This is a genomic window from Streptomyces sp. NPDC047108, assembly GCF_040643575.1.
GTDB lineage: Bacteria > Actinomycetota > Actinomycetes > Streptomycetales > Streptomycetaceae > Streptomyces.
Window position 1 is genome coordinate 80,459 of sequence record NZ_JBEYUP010000007.1, and the last position, 17,342, is coordinate 97,800.

18 protein-coding genes are annotated in these 17,342 nt (G+C 71.1%); 12 read left to right on the forward strand and 6 right to left on the reverse strand.

Annotated features, from left to right (window positions below; all coding sequences use genetic code 11):
* The first annotated feature begins 15 nt into the window (after positions 1-15).
* From rpsD to truA, 4 genes are all read left to right on the forward strand, one after another.
* The gene (rpsD, locus tag ABZ822_RS16765; RefSeq protein WP_360853575.1) at positions 16-642 is read left to right on the forward strand and encodes a 30S ribosomal protein S4; all 627 of its coding nucleotides are present in this window, start codon (positions 16-18) and stop codon (positions 640-642) included.
* 126 nt (positions 643-768) lie between these two features.
* Positions 769-1,791, forward strand: coding sequence for a DNA-directed RNA polymerase subunit alpha (locus ABZ822_RS16770; RefSeq protein ID WP_360853578.1), 1,023 nt, complete (start codon positions 769-771; stop codon positions 1,789-1,791).
* Between the two features lie 129 nt (positions 1,792-1,920).
* Complete coding sequence (gene rplQ, locus ABZ822_RS16775; RefSeq protein ID WP_360853581.1) at positions 1,921-2,472, forward strand: 50S ribosomal protein L17; 552 nt, start codon at positions 1,921-1,923, stop codon at positions 2,470-2,472.
* Positions 2,473-2,551: 79 nt separating this feature from the next.
* On the forward strand, positions 2,552-3,430 hold the full coding sequence (gene truA, locus ABZ822_RS16780; protein ID WP_360853584.1) for a tRNA pseudouridine(38-40) synthase TruA: 879 nt from the start codon (positions 2,552-2,554) through the stop codon (positions 3,428-3,430).
* Positions 3,431-3,478: 48 nt separating this feature from the next.
* Here truA and ABZ822_RS16785 read toward each other — a convergent pair whose 3' ends face one another.
* From ABZ822_RS16785 to ABZ822_RS16800, 4 genes are all read right to left on the reverse strand, one after another.
* Positions 3,479-3,685, reverse strand: a complete 207-nt coding sequence (locus tag ABZ822_RS16785) for a hypothetical protein (RefSeq protein ID WP_360853587.1) — start codon at positions 3,683-3,685, stop codon at positions 3,479-3,481.
* A complete protein-coding gene (locus ABZ822_RS16790) occupies positions 3,672-3,923 on the reverse strand; it encodes a DUF6400 family protein (RefSeq protein WP_360853590.1) in 252 nt (83 codons plus the stop codon). Before ABZ822_RS16790 ends, ABZ822_RS16785 begins: the two co-directional genes overlap by 14 nt.
* Before the next feature lie 304 nt (positions 3,924-4,227).
* Positions 4,228-6,102: a hypothetical protein gene (locus tag ABZ822_RS16795; RefSeq protein WP_360853593.1), complete on the reverse strand. Its 1,875-nt coding sequence runs from the start codon at positions 6,100-6,102 to the stop codon at positions 4,228-4,230.
* A 177-nt stretch (positions 6,103-6,279) separates the two neighbouring features.
* Entirely contained in the window at positions 6,280-7,050 is a 771-nt protein-coding gene (locus ABZ822_RS16800) for a hypothetical protein (protein WP_360853596.1), read from the reverse strand.
* A gap of 137 nt (positions 7,051-7,187) precedes the next feature.
* On the opposite strand from ABZ822_RS16800, the gene ABZ822_RS16805 reads away from it, so the two are divergent.
* The 5 genes from ABZ822_RS16805 to ABZ822_RS16825 all read left to right on the forward strand — a co-directional run bounded on the left by ABZ822_RS16805 (position 7,188) and on the right by ABZ822_RS16825 (position 12,760).
* Positions 7,188-8,807, forward strand: coding sequence for an ATP-binding cassette domain-containing protein (locus tag ABZ822_RS16805; RefSeq protein WP_360853599.1), 1,620 nt, complete (start codon positions 7,188-7,190; stop codon positions 8,805-8,807).
* A 270-nt stretch (positions 8,808-9,077) separates the two neighbouring features.
* A complete protein-coding gene (rplM, locus tag ABZ822_RS16810) occupies positions 9,078-9,521 on the forward strand; it encodes a 50S ribosomal protein L13 (RefSeq protein WP_360853602.1) in 444 nt (147 codons plus the stop codon).
* Positions 9,522-9,561: 40 nt separating this feature from the next.
* Positions 9,562-10,062, forward strand: coding sequence for a 30S ribosomal protein S9 (gene rpsI / locus ABZ822_RS16815; RefSeq protein WP_360853605.1), 501 nt, complete (start codon positions 9,562-9,564; stop codon positions 10,060-10,062).
* Between the two features lie 135 nt (positions 10,063-10,197).
* Entirely contained in the window at positions 10,198-11,556 is a 1,359-nt protein-coding gene (gene glmM / locus ABZ822_RS16820; protein ID WP_360853608.1) for a phosphoglucosamine mutase, read from the forward strand.
* Between the two features lie 322 nt (positions 11,557-11,878).
* Positions 11,879-12,760, forward strand: a complete 882-nt coding sequence (locus ABZ822_RS16825; protein ID WP_360853611.1) for a cellulose binding domain-containing protein — start codon at positions 11,879-11,881, stop codon at positions 12,758-12,760.
* Between the two features lie 37 nt (positions 12,761-12,797).
* Here the strand turns inward: ABZ822_RS16825 and ABZ822_RS16830 are convergent, their stop codons facing one another.
* The gene (locus tag ABZ822_RS16830) at positions 12,798-13,742 is read right to left on the reverse strand and encodes a DUF389 domain-containing protein (RefSeq protein ID WP_360853614.1); all 945 of its coding nucleotides are present in this window, start codon (positions 13,740-13,742) and stop codon (positions 12,798-12,800) included.
* A gap of 31 nt (positions 13,743-13,773) precedes the next feature.
* The gene (coaA, locus tag ABZ822_RS16835) at positions 13,774-14,709 is read right to left on the reverse strand and encodes a type I pantothenate kinase (protein ID WP_360854197.1); all 936 of its coding nucleotides are present in this window, start codon (positions 14,707-14,709) and stop codon (positions 13,774-13,776) included.
* 259 nt (positions 14,710-14,968) lie between these two features.
* Between coaA and ABZ822_RS16840 the strand changes: the two genes are divergently transcribed.
* The 3 genes from ABZ822_RS16840 (at position 14,969) to ABZ822_RS16850 (ending at position 17,333) form a co-directional block, all read left to right on the forward strand.
* A complete protein-coding gene (locus ABZ822_RS16840; protein WP_360853617.1) occupies positions 14,969-15,970 on the forward strand; it encodes an ATP-binding cassette domain-containing protein in 1,002 nt (333 codons plus the stop codon).
* Positions 15,967-16,776: an ABC transporter permease gene (locus tag ABZ822_RS16845; protein ID WP_360853620.1), complete on the forward strand. Its 810-nt coding sequence runs from the start codon at positions 15,967-15,969 to the stop codon at positions 16,774-16,776. The genes ABZ822_RS16840 and ABZ822_RS16845 overlap by 4 nt, the downstream gene beginning before the upstream one ends.
* Positions 16,777-17,084: 308 nt before the next feature.
* On the forward strand, positions 17,085-17,333 hold the full coding sequence (locus tag ABZ822_RS16850) for a hypothetical protein (protein WP_360853623.1): 249 nt from the start codon (positions 17,085-17,087) through the stop codon (positions 17,331-17,333).
* The last annotated feature ends 9 nt before the right edge of the window (positions 17,334-17,342 follow it).

Genomic DNA, 17,342 nt, shown 5'->3' on the forward strand with positions numbered 1-17,342 from the left:
GGAGACAAGACAACAATGGCGCGTTACACCGGGGCCGACTGCAAGCGTTGCCGTCGGGAGAAGCAGAAGCTCTTCCTCAAGGGGAGCAAGTGCGAGAGCGCGAAGTGCCCGATCGAGATCCGTCCTTACCCCCCGGGTGAGCACGGACGCGGGCGCACCAAGGACAGCGAGTACCTTCTGCAGAAGCGTGAGAAGCAGAAGTGTGCCCGTATCTACGGTGTCCTCGAGAAGCAGTTCCGTGGCTACTACGGCGAGGCCAACCGCAGGCAGGGCAAGACGGGTGAGAACCTCCTGCGCATCCTCGAGACCCGTCTCGACAACGTGGTCTACCGGGCCGGCTTCGCCAAGTCCCGTGACCACGCCCGTCAGCTGGTCCGCCACGGGCACATCAACGTGAACGGCCGCAAGACCGACATCCCGTCGGCCCGCGTGGTCGTGAACGACATCATCGAGGTCCGCGAGTCCTCCCGGAACATGACCCCCTTCCAGGTGGCCCAGGCCGAGGCGGGTGACAGGACCGTCCCGGCGTGGCTGGAGGCGATCCCGTCGAAGCTGCGGATCCTCGTGCACTCCATGCCCGAGCGTCAGGCGATCGACACGCAGGTGCAGGAGCAGCTCATCGTCGAGCTCTACTCGAAGTAGTAGCTCGGTCTCGGGCGGTACGGCTCCATTCGGGCCGTACCGCCCGTACCCTTGCAGTATCGACCTCGGGCTGCCGCCCGGGGCTCGGCATCAAATAGCGGGTGCCGAAGACTGGAGGCAATTTTCATGCTGATCGCTCAGCGTCCCTCTCTGACCGAAGAGGTCGTGGACGAATTCCGCTCACGGTTCGTGATCGAGCCGCTCGAGCCGGGCTTCGGCTACACCCTCGGAAACTCCCTGCGTCGCACGCTCCTCTCCTCGATCCCCGGTGCCGCCGTGACGAGCATCCGGATCGACGGCGTCCTGCACGAGTTCACCACCGTGCCGGGCGTCAAGGAGGACGTCACCGACCTGATCCTCAACATCAAGCAGCTCGTCGTCTCCTCGGAGCACGACGAGCCGGTCGTGATGTACCTGCGCAAGCAGGGCCCGGGTCTGGTCACCGCCGCCGACATCGCCCCGCCGGCCGGCGTCGAGGTCCACAACCCGGACCTCGTCCTCGCCACCCTGAACGGCAAGGGCAAGCTGGAGATGGAGCTGACCGTCGAGCGCGGTCGCGGCTACGTCTCCGCGGTGCAGAACAAGCAGCTGGGCCAGGAGATCGGCCGGATCCCGGTCGACTCGATCTACAGCCCGGTGCTCAAGGTCACCTACAAGGTCGAGGCGACCCGTGTCGAGCAGCGCACCGACTTCGACAAGCTGATCGTCGACGTCGAGACCAAGCAGGCCATGCGCCCGCGCGACGCCATGGCGTCGGCCGGCAAGACCCTGGTCGAGCTGTTCGGCCTGGCCCGCGAGCTCAACATCGACGCCGAGGGCATCGACATGGGCCCGTCCCCGACGGACGCCGCCCTGGCCGCCGACCTCGCGCTCCCGATCGAGGAGCTCGAACTCACGGTCCGCTCGTACAACTGCCTCAAGCGCGAAGGCATCCACACGGTGGGCGAGCTCGTGGCCCGCTCGGAGGCCGACCTGCTCGACATCCGCAACTTCGGTGCGAAGTCGATCGACGAGGTCAAGGCGAAGCTGGCCGGCATGGGCCTGGCCCTCAAGGACAGCCCGCCCGGATTCGACCCGACCGCCGCCGCCGACGCGTTCGGCGCGGAGGACGAGGGCGACACCGGCTTCGTGGAGACCGAGCAGTACTGATGTTCGGGTCGAGGTGCCGGGCGATGCGCCCGGCACCTCGACCGCTCAAGAATTCCGGCGGGCAGCAGCCCGTACGGACCCTGACACCGGTACCTGACACGGCCGGTGCAGACATCGAGGAGAAACACCATGCCGAAGCCCGCCAAGGGCGCCCGTATGGGCGGCAGCGCTGCGCACGAGCGGCTCATGCTGGCGAACCTCGCCACCGCGCTGTTCGAGCACGGCCGTATCACGACCACCGAGGCCAAGGCCCGTCGCCTGCGTCCGGTGGCCGAGCGTCTGATCACCAAGGCGAAGAAGGGTGACCTTCACAACCGCCGTCTGGTGCTCCAGACCGTCCGCGACAAGGGTGTCGTCCACACCCTGTTCACGGAGATCGGCCCGCGTTACGAGAACCGTCCGGGTGGCTACACCCGGATCACCAAGATCGGCAACCGTCGCGGCGACAACGCGCCCATGGCGGTCATCGAGCTGGTCGAGGCCCTGACCGTGCAGCAGGCGGCGGTGGGTGAGGCCGAGGCCGCCACCAAGCGCTCCGCCAAGGACGCTGCCGGTGACCAGGCCGTCGCGGACCTCAAGAAGGACGAGGCGGCCCCGGCCGCCGACGCCAAGGACGAGGCCGCCGAGGCCCCGGCCGAGCCCGCCGCGGACGCGGCTGGTGAGGGCGGGAAGGACGCCTGAGCCATTCCGATGGCTTTCGGAGGGCCCGCACCCAGTTCCGGCTGGGGGCGGGCCCTTCCGCATGGAGAGGAACGTGTGGGTGAGTGACGAGGTGGAGCCCGGCTTCGTACGGGTCCGGCTGGACTGTGCGTACGACGGCAAGGACTTCTCCGGGTGGGCGCGGCAGCGGGAGCGCCGTACGGTCCAGGGCGAGCTGGAGAGCGCCCTGCGGACCGTGCTGCGGCTGCCGGAGCCGCCTCAGCTGACCGTCGCGGGGCGCACGGACGCGGGCGTGCACGCCCGCGGGCAGGTCGCGCACGTCGATCTGGCCGAGGAGGTGTGGGCAGAGCATCGCGAGAAGCTGCTGAGGCGGCTCGCGGGCCGCCTCCCGCACGATGTACGGGTCTGGAGCGTGGCGGAGGCCCCGGAGGGCTTCAACGCGCGATTCTCGGCGATCTGGCGCCGCTACGCGTACCGGGTCGGGGACCGCCGCGGCGGAGTGGATCCGCTGCGCCGCGGGCATGTGCTGTGGCACGACTGGCCGCTCGACGTGGATCTGATGAACCGGGCGGCGAAGCGGCTGCTCGGCGAGCACGACTTCGCCGCGTACTGCAAGAAGCGCGAGGGCGCGACGACCATCCGCAAGCTGCTCGACCTGCACTGGGAGCGGCCGCTCCCGGGACAGGAGGACGCGGGCCTCGCGGTCGCGACGGTCCGGGCGGACGCCTTCTGCCACAACATGGTGCGCGCCCTGGTGGGGGCGATGCTGCTCGTCGGCGACGGACACCGTCCGGTCGACTTCCCGCGCGAGGTCCTGGCGGGGCGGGTGCGCCACTCCGCGGTCAATGTGGTGCGTCCCCACGGCCTGACGCTGGAGGAGGTCGGCTACCCGCCGGACGACCGGCTCGCGGCGCGCAATCTGGCGGCGCGGAACAAGCGGACCCTGCCGGGGGACGCGGCGGGCGCGGGCTGCTGCTGACACCGGACGCCGTCGCGGCCCTGTGGCCCCTGCCTCGGTACGCCGCGGCTACGCTGAGGTGTCGTGCGACCAGATGTGTGTGCATGCCGGGCACTGCAGATGCACCACGTGACCTCGGTTGGACAGCAGGTAACGCCAGTGGTCACCGCACGTGCTGCCCGCGAGGCAGGTGTCGCAGTCGAGGTGGTCCTCGCAGCGGGGGCAGGGGAGCCAGGCCCGGCGGGCCCTGTCGGCATCGGGATCAAGAGGGAGCACGGCCGTCCTCGGGACGGGCGGGCAGGACGCCCTCGGCCACCAGGCGGTCGTGGATCTCCTGCTGGCGCTCGTCGAGGTTCGAGTAGAGCATCCGGTAGGCCTCGTCCTCGGCCTCCATCACCGCGGCCGGGTCCCACTCCGGGCCCATCGCCGCGAGGACCTCGGCGCGGCGGCGCGCTTCCTCGCGGGTGAGGTCGATCTCGAATATGTGGGCGTCGGGGGTGCTGTCGTGGGCCATGGCGGGGGCTTTCGCGTGCTGTGGAGAGGCTGACGAGTTCTCGAAGGTGCCTGATCGGACCTGAACGGGCTTGACTGGGCCCGAACAGGCTTGACCGGGCCTGAAGAGGAATGTCTGCTTCCGTGCCTATCACCCGCAGGGGCGCCGGAGGAAGGCGGGAGCGGGAGATCCGCGTCACGGTGTGGGCGGGGCGACCCCGGATCCCGTACGGCTCCGGATCCGTCACGGCTCCGGATCCGTTACGGCTCCGGATCCGTACGTGCGGGGCGGGGCCTCGTACGGGGCCGCCCCGTCCGTATCCCGCTCAGGCGCTTCGTGGCCGGCGGCGCCAGGCCCGCAGGAGCTGGCCGGCGACGTACAGCGTGGCGCAGGTGGCGAGCGCGGGCCGCAGGACGCCGAGGCCGGGGGCCCACCAGGCGTAGACCGTGGTGGGCAGGAAGACCAGCAGCGCGATGGAGCGCAGCGCCCACCATCGGGTGGGCAGGCGGGCCGATTCGGGGCGCGGGCCGCTCTCCCCGGGCATGGCGCCCGGCTTGGTGGTGACCGATTCGCGGAAGCCGGTGAGCAGGCCGCGGCGGGCGATGACCTGCGCGCCGGGGACGCCGTCGAGGACGTCCGTGCGCTCGCCGAAACCGGTGGGCGGCGCGGGCAGGCCGAGCGCCCGGACCAGGTCGGCCTGGCGCCGGGCCGCCTCGTCCGAGCCGCGCAGCAGCGCCGTCAGCGGCCGGGCGTCCGCGACGGAGAAGGCGGCGGACAGGGCGCGGGCGGTCGCGGAGGCGTCCTGGAGGGAGGGGATCGCCGCGGCCGGGTCCCACTGGTGCGCGGCCGTGCGCCTGCCGCGCTGGAAGACCGTGAATCCGGAACGGTCGCCGCTGCGGTGGAGGACGATCGCCGGCCACTTCTCTCCCGTGGTCAGTGTGTCGACGGCGGCGATCAGCGGCTCCTCGCCGAGGAGCGTGCCGCGCCGGGGCGTGCCCGGTTCCGCGGCCGTCTCCACGTAGGTGGCCGACGGTCCGGCCGGGGCGACGCGGAGGGAGGCGTTGCACATGAGGGCGGCCTGGGCGACCTTGTGCGGCACGGCCGCGCAGATGGCGAGCGTGCGCGGCGCCCACTCGGCGTGGACGGGCGGGGCGGTGCGCGGCTGGTGCGGGGTGCCGAAGAACGGCGTCTGCATGGCGACCTGCATGCGCACGCCTGTACGGAAGTCGAGGAACTCCTTGCGCGGATCGCCGAAGTAGGACCAGGGGGCGCTGCGGGCGTGCACGCCGATCGCGCGGAACATGTCGAGCGCGACGGTCCAGCGCCCGGCGCGCAGCAGCATGAGGGTGAGGTGGTTGCGGACGCCGGCGATCTCGGGGTCGCCCGGCTCGTACCAGGAGGAGAGTTCCAGGGCGCGGTCGATCGCCGCGTCGATACGGTCCCCGGCGATGGGGCCGTCCTGGGTGCGGTCGGCGACGACCTCGTACTCGACGGCGGCCAGCAGGGGGAGGGCGTGCAGCTGGGATCCGGGCAGGGCCGCCGCCGCTGCGCGCTCGGCGAAGGCGAACATCTCCTCGTGCGAGCCGTACCACTTCTCGCTGAGGTACTGGAGGGCGGTGCTGTGGCAGCCGTAGTGGTGCGAGGCGCGTTCGACGGCCTCCCGCCAGTACGCGTCGAAGACCTCGCGCGGGGCCTGGACGCCGCGGGCGTGGGTGAGGGCGATCCGCCAGGGCACGGGGTCGGTCGGGTTGAGGTCCGCTGCGGCGCGGATGACCGGGACGGCGTCCTCGAGCAGGGCGAAGAAGGCGCGGAACTGCTCACGTGACACGTCCGCGGCGCGTGCCGCGCTGCGGATGCGCCAGGCCTGGTCGATGCCGAGGCCGGCCTTGACGAGGACGGCGTCGGGGTCCTCGGGGGAGGCGGCGAGCCAGGCGTCCAGCCAGCCGGGGTTGTGCACGGCGAACTCGGCCAGCACGGAGACGTATCCGTCGCGCCGCTCCCATTCGGCGCCGAGGCGGGTGGCGGCGAGCAGGTGGCGGGCCGGGGCGAAGTCGCCCGCGGCGGCGGCGGTGAGCGCGGCGCGGAGCGGAGCCTCCGGCGCGTCCAGGACCACCGCCTCGTCGGGCGGCAGGTCGGTGCCGACGCGAGAGCCGTGGCGCAGCATGCGCGGGAAGGCGATCAGGGCACGGAGGGAGGGCACGGTCGTTCATTCAACGACCCGTGCCGCGCTCCTGACCAGGGGGTTCGGATGACGATGCGATATCGGTCGAAAGCCTGTCCCGGTGAGACTCCGCGCCACGGGGCGGAGGGGGTCGTTCCGGTTCTTCCCCGGCCTGCGCCTCCGCGAGGCCGGCCGCGCTCTGCCCGCGACGCGCGCTCAGTTCCCCGTCTGCGCCGTTGCCGCGGCGGACGCCTGGCTCTCGCCCCGGTCCACGATGCGGCTGAAGGTGTAGTCGGCGATGTCCTTGCCGGCCTGCCGGGCCTTGGTGTCGGAGGAGGTCACCGCCTTGCCCGAGGTGAATCCGGAGACCGTGAAGTAGGCATAGCGGCCGATGGCGTTCGTGGTGAGGCGGCAGGCGGTCGCGCGGCAGAACGACGGAATGCCGTCGCCCGCGAGCGATTGCACGTTCCCGTTCGCCTGCTCCTTGGCCTTCGTCGCCTGCGCCTCGGTGTCGAACACCGCGACGCCGACGGTCACGGCGACACCGCCACGCTCGAAGCTCGCCCGGATCAGCCGGGTGCAGTCGTTGCGGTTGAGCGCGGGAGCGAGCCGGCCGGAGACACCGGAGGCGCACTTCTTGCTGGAGGCCGAGGCGCCCCGGTCGTACGAACGGCTGCTCATCGTCACGGACTTGCCCGGGAAGAGGGTGCCGGCGCTGAGCGGCGCCTTGTCCTTCTTCACGTTGGAGATGAAGTCGATGGGCTTCGGCGGGGGCGGCACGGAGACGTCGGAGAAGGTCGGTTCCGGCTGGTCCGGTTCCGCGGGCAGGGTCTCCGGGGTCGGCAGCGACTGCGGCTTGTCGTCGGAGCCCCCCGCGTTGACCACCGCCGTCGCCACGAGCACGGCCACCGCTGCGGTCGCGGCCGCGCCGCCGATCATCAGCGTCAGCCGCTGCTTGCGCTTGCGGGCCGCCGTACGGTCGGCCATCGCTCCCCAGTCGGGCGTCCCCGACTGCTGTGAACCCCCCGGGCCGAAAGGCCCCCCTTGCCCAAAGCTCATGGCGCGCATCCTACGGAAGAAAAACGGGTTGGTGCGCGGGTGGTCCGGAGCCCAGAATGCGCCTCATGGGGCATATCGAGGCAGCGCACGTGGAGTACTACCTGCCGGACGGGCGCGTTCTGCTCGCCGACGCCTCGTTCCGGGTGGGCGAGGGCGCGGCCGTGGCGCTGGTCGGGGCCAACGGCGCCGGGAAGACCACGCTGCTGCGGCTGCTGTCGGGAGAACTGGCGCCGCACGGCGGATCGGTGACGGTCAGCGGCGGCCTCGGCGTCATGCCCCAGTTCGTGGGCAGTGTGCGGGACGAGCGGACCGTTCGCGACCTGCTCGTCTCCGTCGCCCAGCCGCGCATCCGGCAGGCGGCGCGGGCCGTCGACGACGCCGAGACGGCGATCATGACCGTCGACGACGAGGCCGCGCAGATGGCGTACGCGCAGGCGCTCAGCGACTGGGCCGAGGCGCGGGGGTACGAGGCCGAGACCGTCTGGGACATGTGCACCACGGCCGCCCTCGGCGTCCCGTACGAGAAGGCGCAGTGGCGGCAGGTGCGCACGCTCTCCGGCGGCGAGCAGAAGCGGCTGGTGCTGGAGGCGCTGCTGCGCGGGCCCGAGGAGGTGCTCCTTCTCGACGAGCCGGACAACTACCTCGACGTCCCCGGCAAGCGATGGCTGGAGGCGCAGCTGCGCGAGACGCGGAAGACGGTGCTCTTCGTCTCCCACGACCGCGAGTTGCTCGCCCGCTCCGCGGAGAAGATCGTCAGCGTGGAGCCGAGCCCGGCCGGGAGTGACGTGTGGGTGCACGGCGGCGGCTTCGCCACGTACCACGAGGCCCGGCGCGAGCGCTTCGCCCGCTTCGAGGAGCTGCGCCGCCGCTGGGACGAGCGGCATGCCCAGCTCAAGCAGCTCGTGAACACACTCAAGAACAAGGCCGCCTACAACGACGGTCTTGCCTCCCGCTACCAGGCCGCCCAGACCCGGCTGCGGAAGTTCGAGGAGGCCGGGCCGCCACAGGAGCCGCCGCGGGAGCAGGACATCCGGATGCGGCTGCGCGGCGGGCGTACCGGCGTCCGCGCGGTGACGGCGAAGAAGCTGGAGCTGACCGGTCTGATGAAGCCGTTCTCGCTGGAGGTCTTCTACGGCGAGCGGGTCGCGGTCCTGGGCTCCAACGGCTCCGGCAAGTCGCACTTCCTGCGGCTGCTCGCCGGGGACGCCGTCCGGCACACGGGGGAGTGGAAGCTCGGCGCGCGCGTCGTGCCCGGCCACTTCGCGCAGACGCACGCGCACCCCGAGCTGGAGGGCCGCACCCTGGTCGACATCCTCTGGAAGGAACATGCCAAGGACCGGGGCGGCGCCATGTCCGTCCTGCGCCGGTACGAGCTGGAGCGCCAGGGCGACCAGACCTTCGACCGGCTCTCCGGCGGCCAGCAGGCCCGCTTCCAGATCCTGCTGCTCGAGCTGGCCGGGACGACCGCGCTCCTCCTGGACGAGCCCACGGACAACCTGGACCTGGAGAGCGCGGAGGCCCTCCAGCAGGGCCTGGAGGCGTACGAGGGGACGGTCCTGGCCGTGACGCACGACCGCTGGTTCGCCCGCTCCTTCGACCGCTTCCTCGTCTTCGGCCAGGACGGGCTGGTGAGGGAGGCGCCGGAGCCCGTGTGGGACGAGGGGCGCGTGGTGCGGGCGCGGTGAGCGTGGCGTGCGGGCCGGGGCGATTTTGACCCTCTCCTGCCGGGCCGGTATTCTGCCAGTTCGTTATGCGTACTGGCTTGCTCGTTCTCACGTGAGAGGCCGTTACGCCGGTCCACCGGGCCGATGACCAGCGGCATGCACTCGGTTTGCGTCACCGATGTGCGGCCACGGCTGTCGTGATCGTCCGGGTGGCCTGTGCTAGGACCACGTCCCCACAGCCCTGGGCGGGCTGGGGGAGACCCCATCACTGAAGAATCGAAGGCTACGACCGTGCGTACGTACAGCCCCAAGCCCGGCGACGTGACGCGTCAGTGGCACGTCATCGACGCCACCGACGTTGTTCTGGGCCGTCTGGCCACACAGGCCGCCACCCTTCTCCGGGGAAAGCACAAGCCGGTCTACGCGCCGCACGTTGACACTGGTGACTTCGTCATCATCATCAACGCCGACAAGGTGCACCTCTCCGGCAACAAGCGGACCCAGAAGATGGCCTACCGCCACTCCGGTTACCCGGGTGGTCTGCGGTCCGTCCGCTACGACGAGCTGCTGGACAAGAACCCCGAGAAGGCCGTCGAGAAGGCCATCAAGGGCATGCTCCCGAAGAACACCCTGGGCCGTCAGATGCTCTCGAAGCTGAAGGTCTACTCCGGCTCCGAGCACCCGCACGGTGCCCAGCAGCCGGTCCCGTTCGAGATCAGCCAGGTCGCGCAGTAGTCCCGGCCACCCCTAAGACGAAGAGAATCTGAGGAGCATCGTGGCCGAGACCACCGCTGAGACCCCGATCGAAGAGGTCGAGGAGTACACCACCGAGACGCCCGAGCAGTCGGAGTACACCTCCGAGTCGCTCGCGTCCCGCTTCGGCGAGCCGCAGCCGGCCGCCGGCCTCGGGCGGCGCAAGAACGCCATTGCCCGCGTCCGCATCGTGCCGGGCAGCGGTCAGTGGAAGATCAACGGTCGCACCCTGGAGGAGTACTTCCCCAACAAGGTGCACCAGCAGGAAGTCAACGAGCCCTTCAAGGTGCTCGAGCTCGACGACCGTTACGACGTCGTCGCCCGCATCAACGGCGGCGGCGTGTCCGGTCAGGCCGGTGCGCTGCGCCTCGGTGTCGCCCGTGCGCTGAACGAGGCGGACGTCGACAACAACCGCGGCCCGCTCAAGAAGGCCGGCTTCCTCAGCCGCGACGACCGCGCCGTCGAGCGCAAGAAGTCGGGTCTGAAGAAGGCTCGTAAGGCGCCGCAGTACAGCAAGCGCTGATCGCTCGTTTCCGTACGACCGCCCCGGCGGCACGCATTGTGCCGTCGGGGCGGTCGTATATGGGCAGCCGGAGAGCGTATACAGACATAAGGCGTTCATGCGCGGCTCATTTCGACAGCAACTCGGAGGACACCAGTGGGACGACTCTTCGGCACGGACGGCGTGCGCGGTGTCGCGAACGCGGACCTGACGGCGGAGCTGGCGCTCGGTCTGTCGGTCGCGGCGGCACATGTGCTTGCTGAGGCCGGCACGTTCGAGGGCCATCGGCCGACGGCGGTGGTGGGGCGTGATCCGCGCGCTTCCGGAGAGTTCCTGGAGGCCGCCGTCGTGGCGGGCCTCGCGAGCGCGGGCGTGGACGTTCTGCGCGTCGGTGTGCTGCCCACCCCCGCGGTGGCGTATCTCACCGGCGCGCTGGGCGCCGACCTCGGCGTGATGCTGTCCGCCAGTCACAACCCGATGCCGGACAACGGCATCAAGTTCTTCGCCCGGGGCGGGCACAAGCTCGCCGACGAACTCGAGGACCGCATCGAATCGGTCTACGAGGAGCACAGGTCGGGCGAGCCGTGGGACCGGCCGACCGGCGAGGGTGTCGGCCGCGTACGGACCTACGACGAGGGGTTCGACAACTACGTCGCGCACCTCATCGGCGTCCTGCCGAACCGCCTCGACGGGCTGAAGGTCGTCCTGGACGAGGCGCACGGGGCGGCCTCGCGGGTCTCCCCGGAGGCGTTCGCGCGGGCGGGCGCCGATGTCGTCACCATTGGTGCCGACCCCGACGGCCTCAACATCAACGACAACTGCGGCTCCACGCACATGGATCAGCTCCGTGCCGCGGTCGTCGAGCACGGCGCCGACCTGGGCATCGCGCACGACGGTGACGCGGACCGCTGCCTGGCGGTGGACGCGCAGGGCGACGACATCGACGGCGACCAGATCCTCGCGGTGCTCGCGCTCGGGCTGCGCGAGGCGGAGGGCCTGCGCAAGAACACCGTCGTGGCCACGGTCATGTCGAATCTCGGCTTCAAACTGGCCATGGAGCGCGAGGGCATCGAGTTGGTGCAGACAGCGGTCGGCGACCGCTACGTCCTGGAGTCGATGAAGAACGAGGGCTACGCGCTGGGCGGCGAGCAGTCCGGCCACGTGATCATCCTCGACCACGCCACCACCGGCGACGGCACCCTGACCGGCCTGATGCTGGCGGCGCGCGTGGCGGCCACCGGCCGCAGCCTGGCGGACCTGGTGTCCGTCATGGACCGCCTGCCCCAGGTGCTGATCAACGTCCCGGACGTGGACAGGTCCCGCGTCGGCACGTCCCCCGAGCTGGCGGCCGCCGTCGCCGACGCCGAACGCGAACTGGGCTCCACCGGCCGGGTCCTGCTGCGCCCCTCCGGCACGGAGCCGCTCGTACGGGTCATGGTCGAGGCCGCCGACACCGACCAGGCGCGGTCGGTGGCCAGCCGGCTGGCGGACGTGGTGAAGTCCGCGCTGGGCTGAGCTGAACCGGCCTGAACCGAACTGGGCCGAACGAAGCGACGCGGCGCGCTCCGGAGGCGGTTGGACCGCCCCGGGGCGCGCCGTTCCGTGTCACGGGTCCTGCGCGAAGGTCCTGCGCCACGCGCGGGGCGCGAGTGAGACGGAGGCGTCCCGAGCGCCACGCCCAGGCAACGTCCGTGTGGCGGCGGAGTGCAGGATTCCGGCGTCGGCCCGTCCGCGCGGCGGACCGGCCGGTAACTGGTGAATCCTTCGAGTGCGGATCCGGCCGACGGCCTGAAGGATGACGGTTCCTCGTCAAGCCCCGCAGCGCAGAGAGAGCCTTTTGCGTCAGGACGATCTCGATCCAGCCCGTGACGCCCCGGACCGGAACGGTCCGGCGTCCCGGTCGCACGACGGCCCGGCCCAGCCCGCCCTCGTACGCCCCTATGCCCGCCTTCCGGCCCGGATGGTCGAGGCACCCGTCACCCTCACCCGCTCGGTGCTCGACGCCCTGGCCAGGCCGGGGGAGGAGACCGTCTCCGACCGCGGAGGGACGGGGGAGGGGCGGCGCGGAGGGCCGTTCCGGTCGGCGGTCGTGGGCGGCGTCGCGGCGGGGCTCGTCCTCGTCCTCGCGGCGGTCATCGCCCACCAGGCCGGACTGTGGCCGTTCGGCGCCGCGCGTCCCGAGGCGAAGTCCCCGGCGTCCCTCACGCCCGTGGCGCCGCAGGAGCCGAGCGACTCCGCCCCGGGAACGCCCGATCCGGACGACTCACCGTCCGGCAAGGAGAGCCCATCGCCGGACCGTCCCTCGAAGTCGCCCGGCAAGCCGTCCGGTTCGCCGTCCCGGTCCGCTCACCCCGGCCGCTCCCCGGATCCCACGTACACGGGCGGTGCCGGGAACGTGGGCGCCGTGCCGCAGGAGGGCGACCGCGGGTGCCGCGCCTCCTGGCAGGTCGACAGCCAGTGGGAGCATTTCACCGCCACGATCCGGGTGATCAACACGTCCGGTGCGGAGATCCGCGGCTGGACCGTCGGCTGGACCTGGCCCGCCGAGCAGAAAGTCGTCGACCGTTGGAATGCGACCTTCCAGCAGTCCGGCCGCAACGTCACCGCGACCAACGACCGTACGCACGGCACGATCACGGCGACCGGCGAGACCACGTTCGGCTTCGAGGCCACCGGCAGCGGCACTCCGGCGCCGCTGTTGAGCTGCTGGGCCCGGTGACGGCGGGGACGGCGTGCCCGGCGTGCGGTAGTGCAGGTCAGTGGGCGGGTGCCTTGAGGCGTGCCCGCTGCCTCGCCCAGAACAGCTTCTGGACGAGCAGCGTGAGCGTCCCCGCCACCACGATCCCCGCGAGATTCAGCAGCAGTTGCTCGGCGGAGCCACGGGCCTGCGCGTACAAGCCGTAGCTCAGGGCGACGGCGGCGTTGGCCGCGGCCGGGACGGTGGTCACCGAGATCGCCACGCCCACCAGGGCGCCGGACTTCGCCGAGGTCAGCGACAACGTCCCCGCGATGCCCGCGAGGACGGCCACGACGAACGAGAAGAGGTCTGGCTTCCAGATGAAGTCGGTGTTCGGGCGTTCGGCCGTGAGGTCGGCGTCGTGGAAGAGGCCGGAGGCGTCCATCATCAGGCTGAAGCCGACGGTGAGCGCCATGGCGACGGCGAAGCCGACGAGCAGGGCGGTCAGGGACCGCAGGGCGAGCCGCGGGGCCCTCTGCACCAGCGCCGTGCAGATGCCCGCGACCGGTCCGAACTCCGGGCCTACGGCCATCGCGCCGACGATCAGGACCGCGTTGTCCAGCACCACACCGCAGGCGGCGATCATCGTCGCCACGGTGAGGAACGCCAGATAGGTGACCGAGAGCGTGGACTCCTCGTGCGTCGACTCCTCCAGGTGCTCCCACAGGACGGCGTCCGCTCCCTCGCCCGGGGCGTCCTCCTCCGCCTGGTCCGCGCGCTTGGACAGCGACAGGTCGATGTTCTCGAGGGAGATCGAGCCGTCGTCCTCGAGCCCCAGATCGCGCAGCTCGCCGATCAGGTCGTCGCACGCCTCCCGGGCGACGTCGCACATGATGACGTCACCGGCCGGGGCACGCGCGGCCCCCTTCAGCACCACCACATGCGTGGCGCCGATGTTGCTCTCGATCCGGGCCAGCGCGTCCTCGGTGCGTCCGGCGGGCACGATCAGACGGAGATGGAGCACGGCCGCCTTCCTCCTCGCATCGTCGAAGGTCTCAGAGTTTCCGCAGGGACAGACGCTGGACCTTGTGGTCGGGGCCCTTGCGCAGCACGAGGTTCGCCCGGCCGCGGGTCGGGGCGACATTCTGTTCCAGATTCGGCCGGTTGACGGTGCGCCAGATCATCCGGGCGTAGTCCAGCGCCTCCTCCTCGGAGACCTGGGTGTACTTGCGGAAGTACGAGTGAGGGTCCTGGAACGCGGTCGCGCGCAGCTTGCGGAAGCGGCCGAGGTACCACTCCTCGATGTCCTCGGTGCGGGCGTGCACATAGACGCTGAAGTCGAAGAAGTCGGCCAGCCCCAGGCGCGTCCGGCCGTCCTTGCCGGGCAGGGCGGGCTGCAGGACGTTGAGGCCCTCGACGATGAGGATGTCGGGGCGGCGTACGGTCATGCGCTCGCCGGGCACGATGTCGTAGATCAGATGCGAGTAGACGGGTGCCGTCACCTCGTCCTTGCCGGACTTCACGTCCGCGACGAAGCGGGTGAGCGCGCGGCGGTCGTAGGACTCGGGGAAGCCCTTCCGGGACATCAGGCCGCGGCGGTGCAACTCGGCGTTGGGGAGCAGGAAGCCGTCGGTGGTGATCAGCTCCACGCGGGGGTGCTCGGGCCAGCGGGCGAGCAGGGCCTGGAGGAGGCGGGCGGCCGTCGACTTGCCCACGGCGACGCTGCCCGCGACGCCGATGACGAAGGGCGTGCCGGGCTGGGAGCCGTGGCCGTTCCCCGCCTCGCCGAGGAAGGTGTTGAGGGCGCCGCGGAGATTGCTGGTGGCGCCCACGTAGAGGTTGAGGAGGCGGGAGAGCGGGAGGTAGACGTCGCGCACCTCGTCGAGGTCGATCACGTCGCCGAGCCCGCGCAGCCGCTCGACCTCCTCGGCCGTCAGGGGGAGCGGGGTCTTCTCGCGCAGGGCGCTCCACTCGGCGCGGGTGAGGTCCACGTACGGGCTGGTGTCGGGCCGTCGCCGTTCGGGGCTGCGCTCGCCGCGGTGGGCCGCTGCCGTCGGTGAGGTGATCGTCACGTCCCTCATTGTCAGGGCTCGGCGGCCGGGACGGGGCGTGGTGTCGCTCACGCCGGTGGACCTGCTCAGGCGGGCCTGTGGTGGTTGTCCACAGGGTGCGCGGAATGTCAGTGGTGTGCGTCACAGTTGTGGGAGATATGCGCCCGAGGCGGACTTCCGTAGATGCAAGGGGAATTCCATGACGTACGCGATTCAGGCGGAGGGCCTGGTCAAACGGTTCAAGGAGACCCAGGCGCTGGCCGGTGTGGACCTGGCCGCGCGCACGGGCACCGTCCTCGGGATGCTGGGGCCCAACGGGGCGGGGAAGACCACCGCGGTTCGGATCTTCGCCACCTTGCTGCGGCCCGACGGCGGGCGGGCCACGGTCGCCGGGCACGACGTGGTGCGGGAGGCCGGCCTGGTCCGCTCCGTCGTCGGGCTGACGGGGCAGTACGCGGCGGTCGACGAGAATCTCACCGGCACCGAGAACCTGCTGATGATCGGCCGTCTGCTGGGCATGCCGCGCCCTGACGCACGGGTGCGCTCGGCCGAGCTGCTGGAGCGCTTCCAGCTCAGCGACGCGGCCGGCCGGGCCACGAAGACGTACTCCGGCGGTATGCGGCGGCGCCTGGACCTGGCGGCGAGCCTGGTCGGCAGGCCGCAGATCCTCTTCCTCGACGAGCCCACCACCGGGCTCGACCCGCACAGCCGGGGCGAGCTGTGGGAGATGCTGCGCGGCCTGGTCGCCGAGGGCGTCACGGCCCTGCTGACCACCCAGTATCTGAACGAGGCGGATCAGCTCGCGGACGACATCGTGGTCATCGACAAGGGCCGGGTGATCGCCAAGGGCACACCGGACGAGCTGAAGTCCCAGGTCGGGGGACAGGTGCTGCAGCTTCAACCGGTGCACGCACCCGATCTGGCCCGGGCCCACGCCCTGATCACCGAGGAGGCCGGCCCGCAGACCCAGATCGAGGGCGACGTGATCACCGCTCCGGTGAACGATCCGGGGCTGATGCCCTCGGTCGTGCGCCGCCTCGACCAGGCGGGCATCGCGGTGGGGGAGCTGGCGCTGCGCCGCTCCTCGCTCGACGAGGTGTTCCTGGCGCTGACCGGCCACCGGGCCGAGCCGGAGACGCGGGAGGGCGAGGAGTCCGCCGCGGGTGAGGACGAGTTCGAGAAGGTCGGGAGCCCGTCATGACCGCCACGACGATCACCGCCCCGCTGACCAAGAGCGGGCGGGTGCGGATCGGTGCCGGGGTGCGGCAGACGGCCACGATGGCGTGGCGGAGCCTGGTGTCGGTCAAGCACAATCCGCTCGAACTGGTCGACTACAGCGTCACGCCGATCATGTTCGTGTTTCTGTTCACGTACGTCTTCGGCGGTCAGATGGCCGGTTCGCCCAAGGAGTACCTGCAGTACGCGCTGGCCGGGATCATCGTGCAGAACACGCTGTTCATGAGCATGTACACGGCCATGGCGCTCAACTCCGACCTGACCAAGGGTGTCTTCGACCGGCTGCGCAGTCTGCCGATAGCCCGGTCCGCGCCGCTGTTCGGCCGGATCACCGCCGACCTCGCCAAGCAGGTGTGGGCGATGCTGCTGATGATCGCGCTGGGGATGGCGCTCGGCTTCCGGGTCACGGGCGGCGTCGAGGGGTTCTTCGCGGCGCTCCTGCTGCTCGTCGTCTTCGCCGCGGCGGTGTCGTGGAGCGCGGTGCTGATCGGGATGCTCGCGGGCGATCCGGAGAAGGTGCAGGTCTTCGCCTTCGTGCTGATCTTCCCGATCACCTTCACCAGCAGTGCGTTCGTCCAGGTCGACACGATGCCGGGCTGGCTCCAGGCGTGGGTCGACGTCAACCCCGTCACGCATCTCTCGGACGCCTTCCGCGGGCTGCTCGTCGGCGGCGAAGTGGCGGGGCCCGTGCTGTGGTCGCTGGTCTGGGCGGCCGGGATAGCCGCGGTGTTCCTGCCGCTGGCGATGCGGGCGTACCGGGCGCGGGTCTGACGTCCGGGCGCGGACGGGATCCGACGGTCCTGGGCCGGGTACGGGCGGGAGGCGACGGTCCTGGGCCCGGGTACGGACGTGGGCGCGGTCGGCGGGTCGGCGGCCCGGGAGCGGATGCGGGCGCCACCGGCGTACGCGCCCCGGGCGTGAGGCGGCAGGTGCGCCGCTCTCGTGCGGAAATGGGCCGGTTTCAGGACCGGGTTCGCGAAACGTCTGTACCGGGGGTGCGTTGGCCGCTACGGTCGCCGCGGGGAATAGCCGACGACGTCATCCCTGGGGGGCCGATGTCCGTACACATCCCGACTCGTGTGCCCGAGCGCCTGCGGGACCTCCGTCGGCGGCGGGCCGAGCGCGCCACCGCCGCACGTCTCGCCCGGCTCGATCTCGCCGGTCTGGTCCAGAGCGACCTGGCGGCCGAACTGCCCGACGAGGACGTACGCGAGGACCTCGACGACTCCCTCGACCTCTACGAGCCGGGGAGCAAGCCCCGCTGCGAGGAAGTGGAGTACATCGCCCTGGTCAGGGAGGCCATCGACCGGATGGAGCGTGGCCGGTGAACGATCCGG

What these genes read in the sequence shown, in the direction of transcription:
- ABZ822_RS16845 (WP_360853620.1), top strand. Translation starts at nt 15,967, where the DNA reads ATGACCGCCACGACGATCACCGCCCCGCTGACCAAGAGCGGGCGGGTG.
- ABZ822_RS16805 (WP_360853599.1), top strand. Translation starts at nt 7,188, where the DNA reads ATGGGGCATATCGAGGCAGCGCACGTGGAGTACTACCTGCCGGACGGG.
- rplQ (WP_360853581.1), top strand. Translation starts at nt 1,921, where the DNA reads ATGCCGAAGCCCGCCAAGGGCGCCCGTATGGGCGGCAGCGCTGCGCAC.
- ABZ822_RS16800 (WP_360853596.1), bottom strand. Translation starts at nt 7,050, where the DNA reads ATGGCCGACCGTACGGCGGCCCGCAAGCGCAAGCAGCGGCTGACGCTG.
- ABZ822_RS16840 (WP_360853617.1), top strand. Translation starts at nt 14,969, where the DNA reads ATGACGTACGCGATTCAGGCGGAGGGCCTGGTCAAACGGTTCAAGGAG.
- ABZ822_RS16770 (WP_360853578.1), top strand. Translation starts at nt 769, where the DNA reads ATGCTGATCGCTCAGCGTCCCTCTCTGACCGAAGAGGTCGTGGACGAA.
- rpsD (WP_360853575.1), top strand. Translation starts at nt 16, where the DNA reads ATGGCGCGTTACACCGGGGCCGACTGCAAGCGTTGCCGTCGGGAGAAG.
- ABZ822_RS16790 (WP_360853590.1), bottom strand. Translation starts at nt 3,923, where the DNA reads ATGGCCCACGACAGCACCCCCGACGCCCACATATTCGAGATCGACCTC.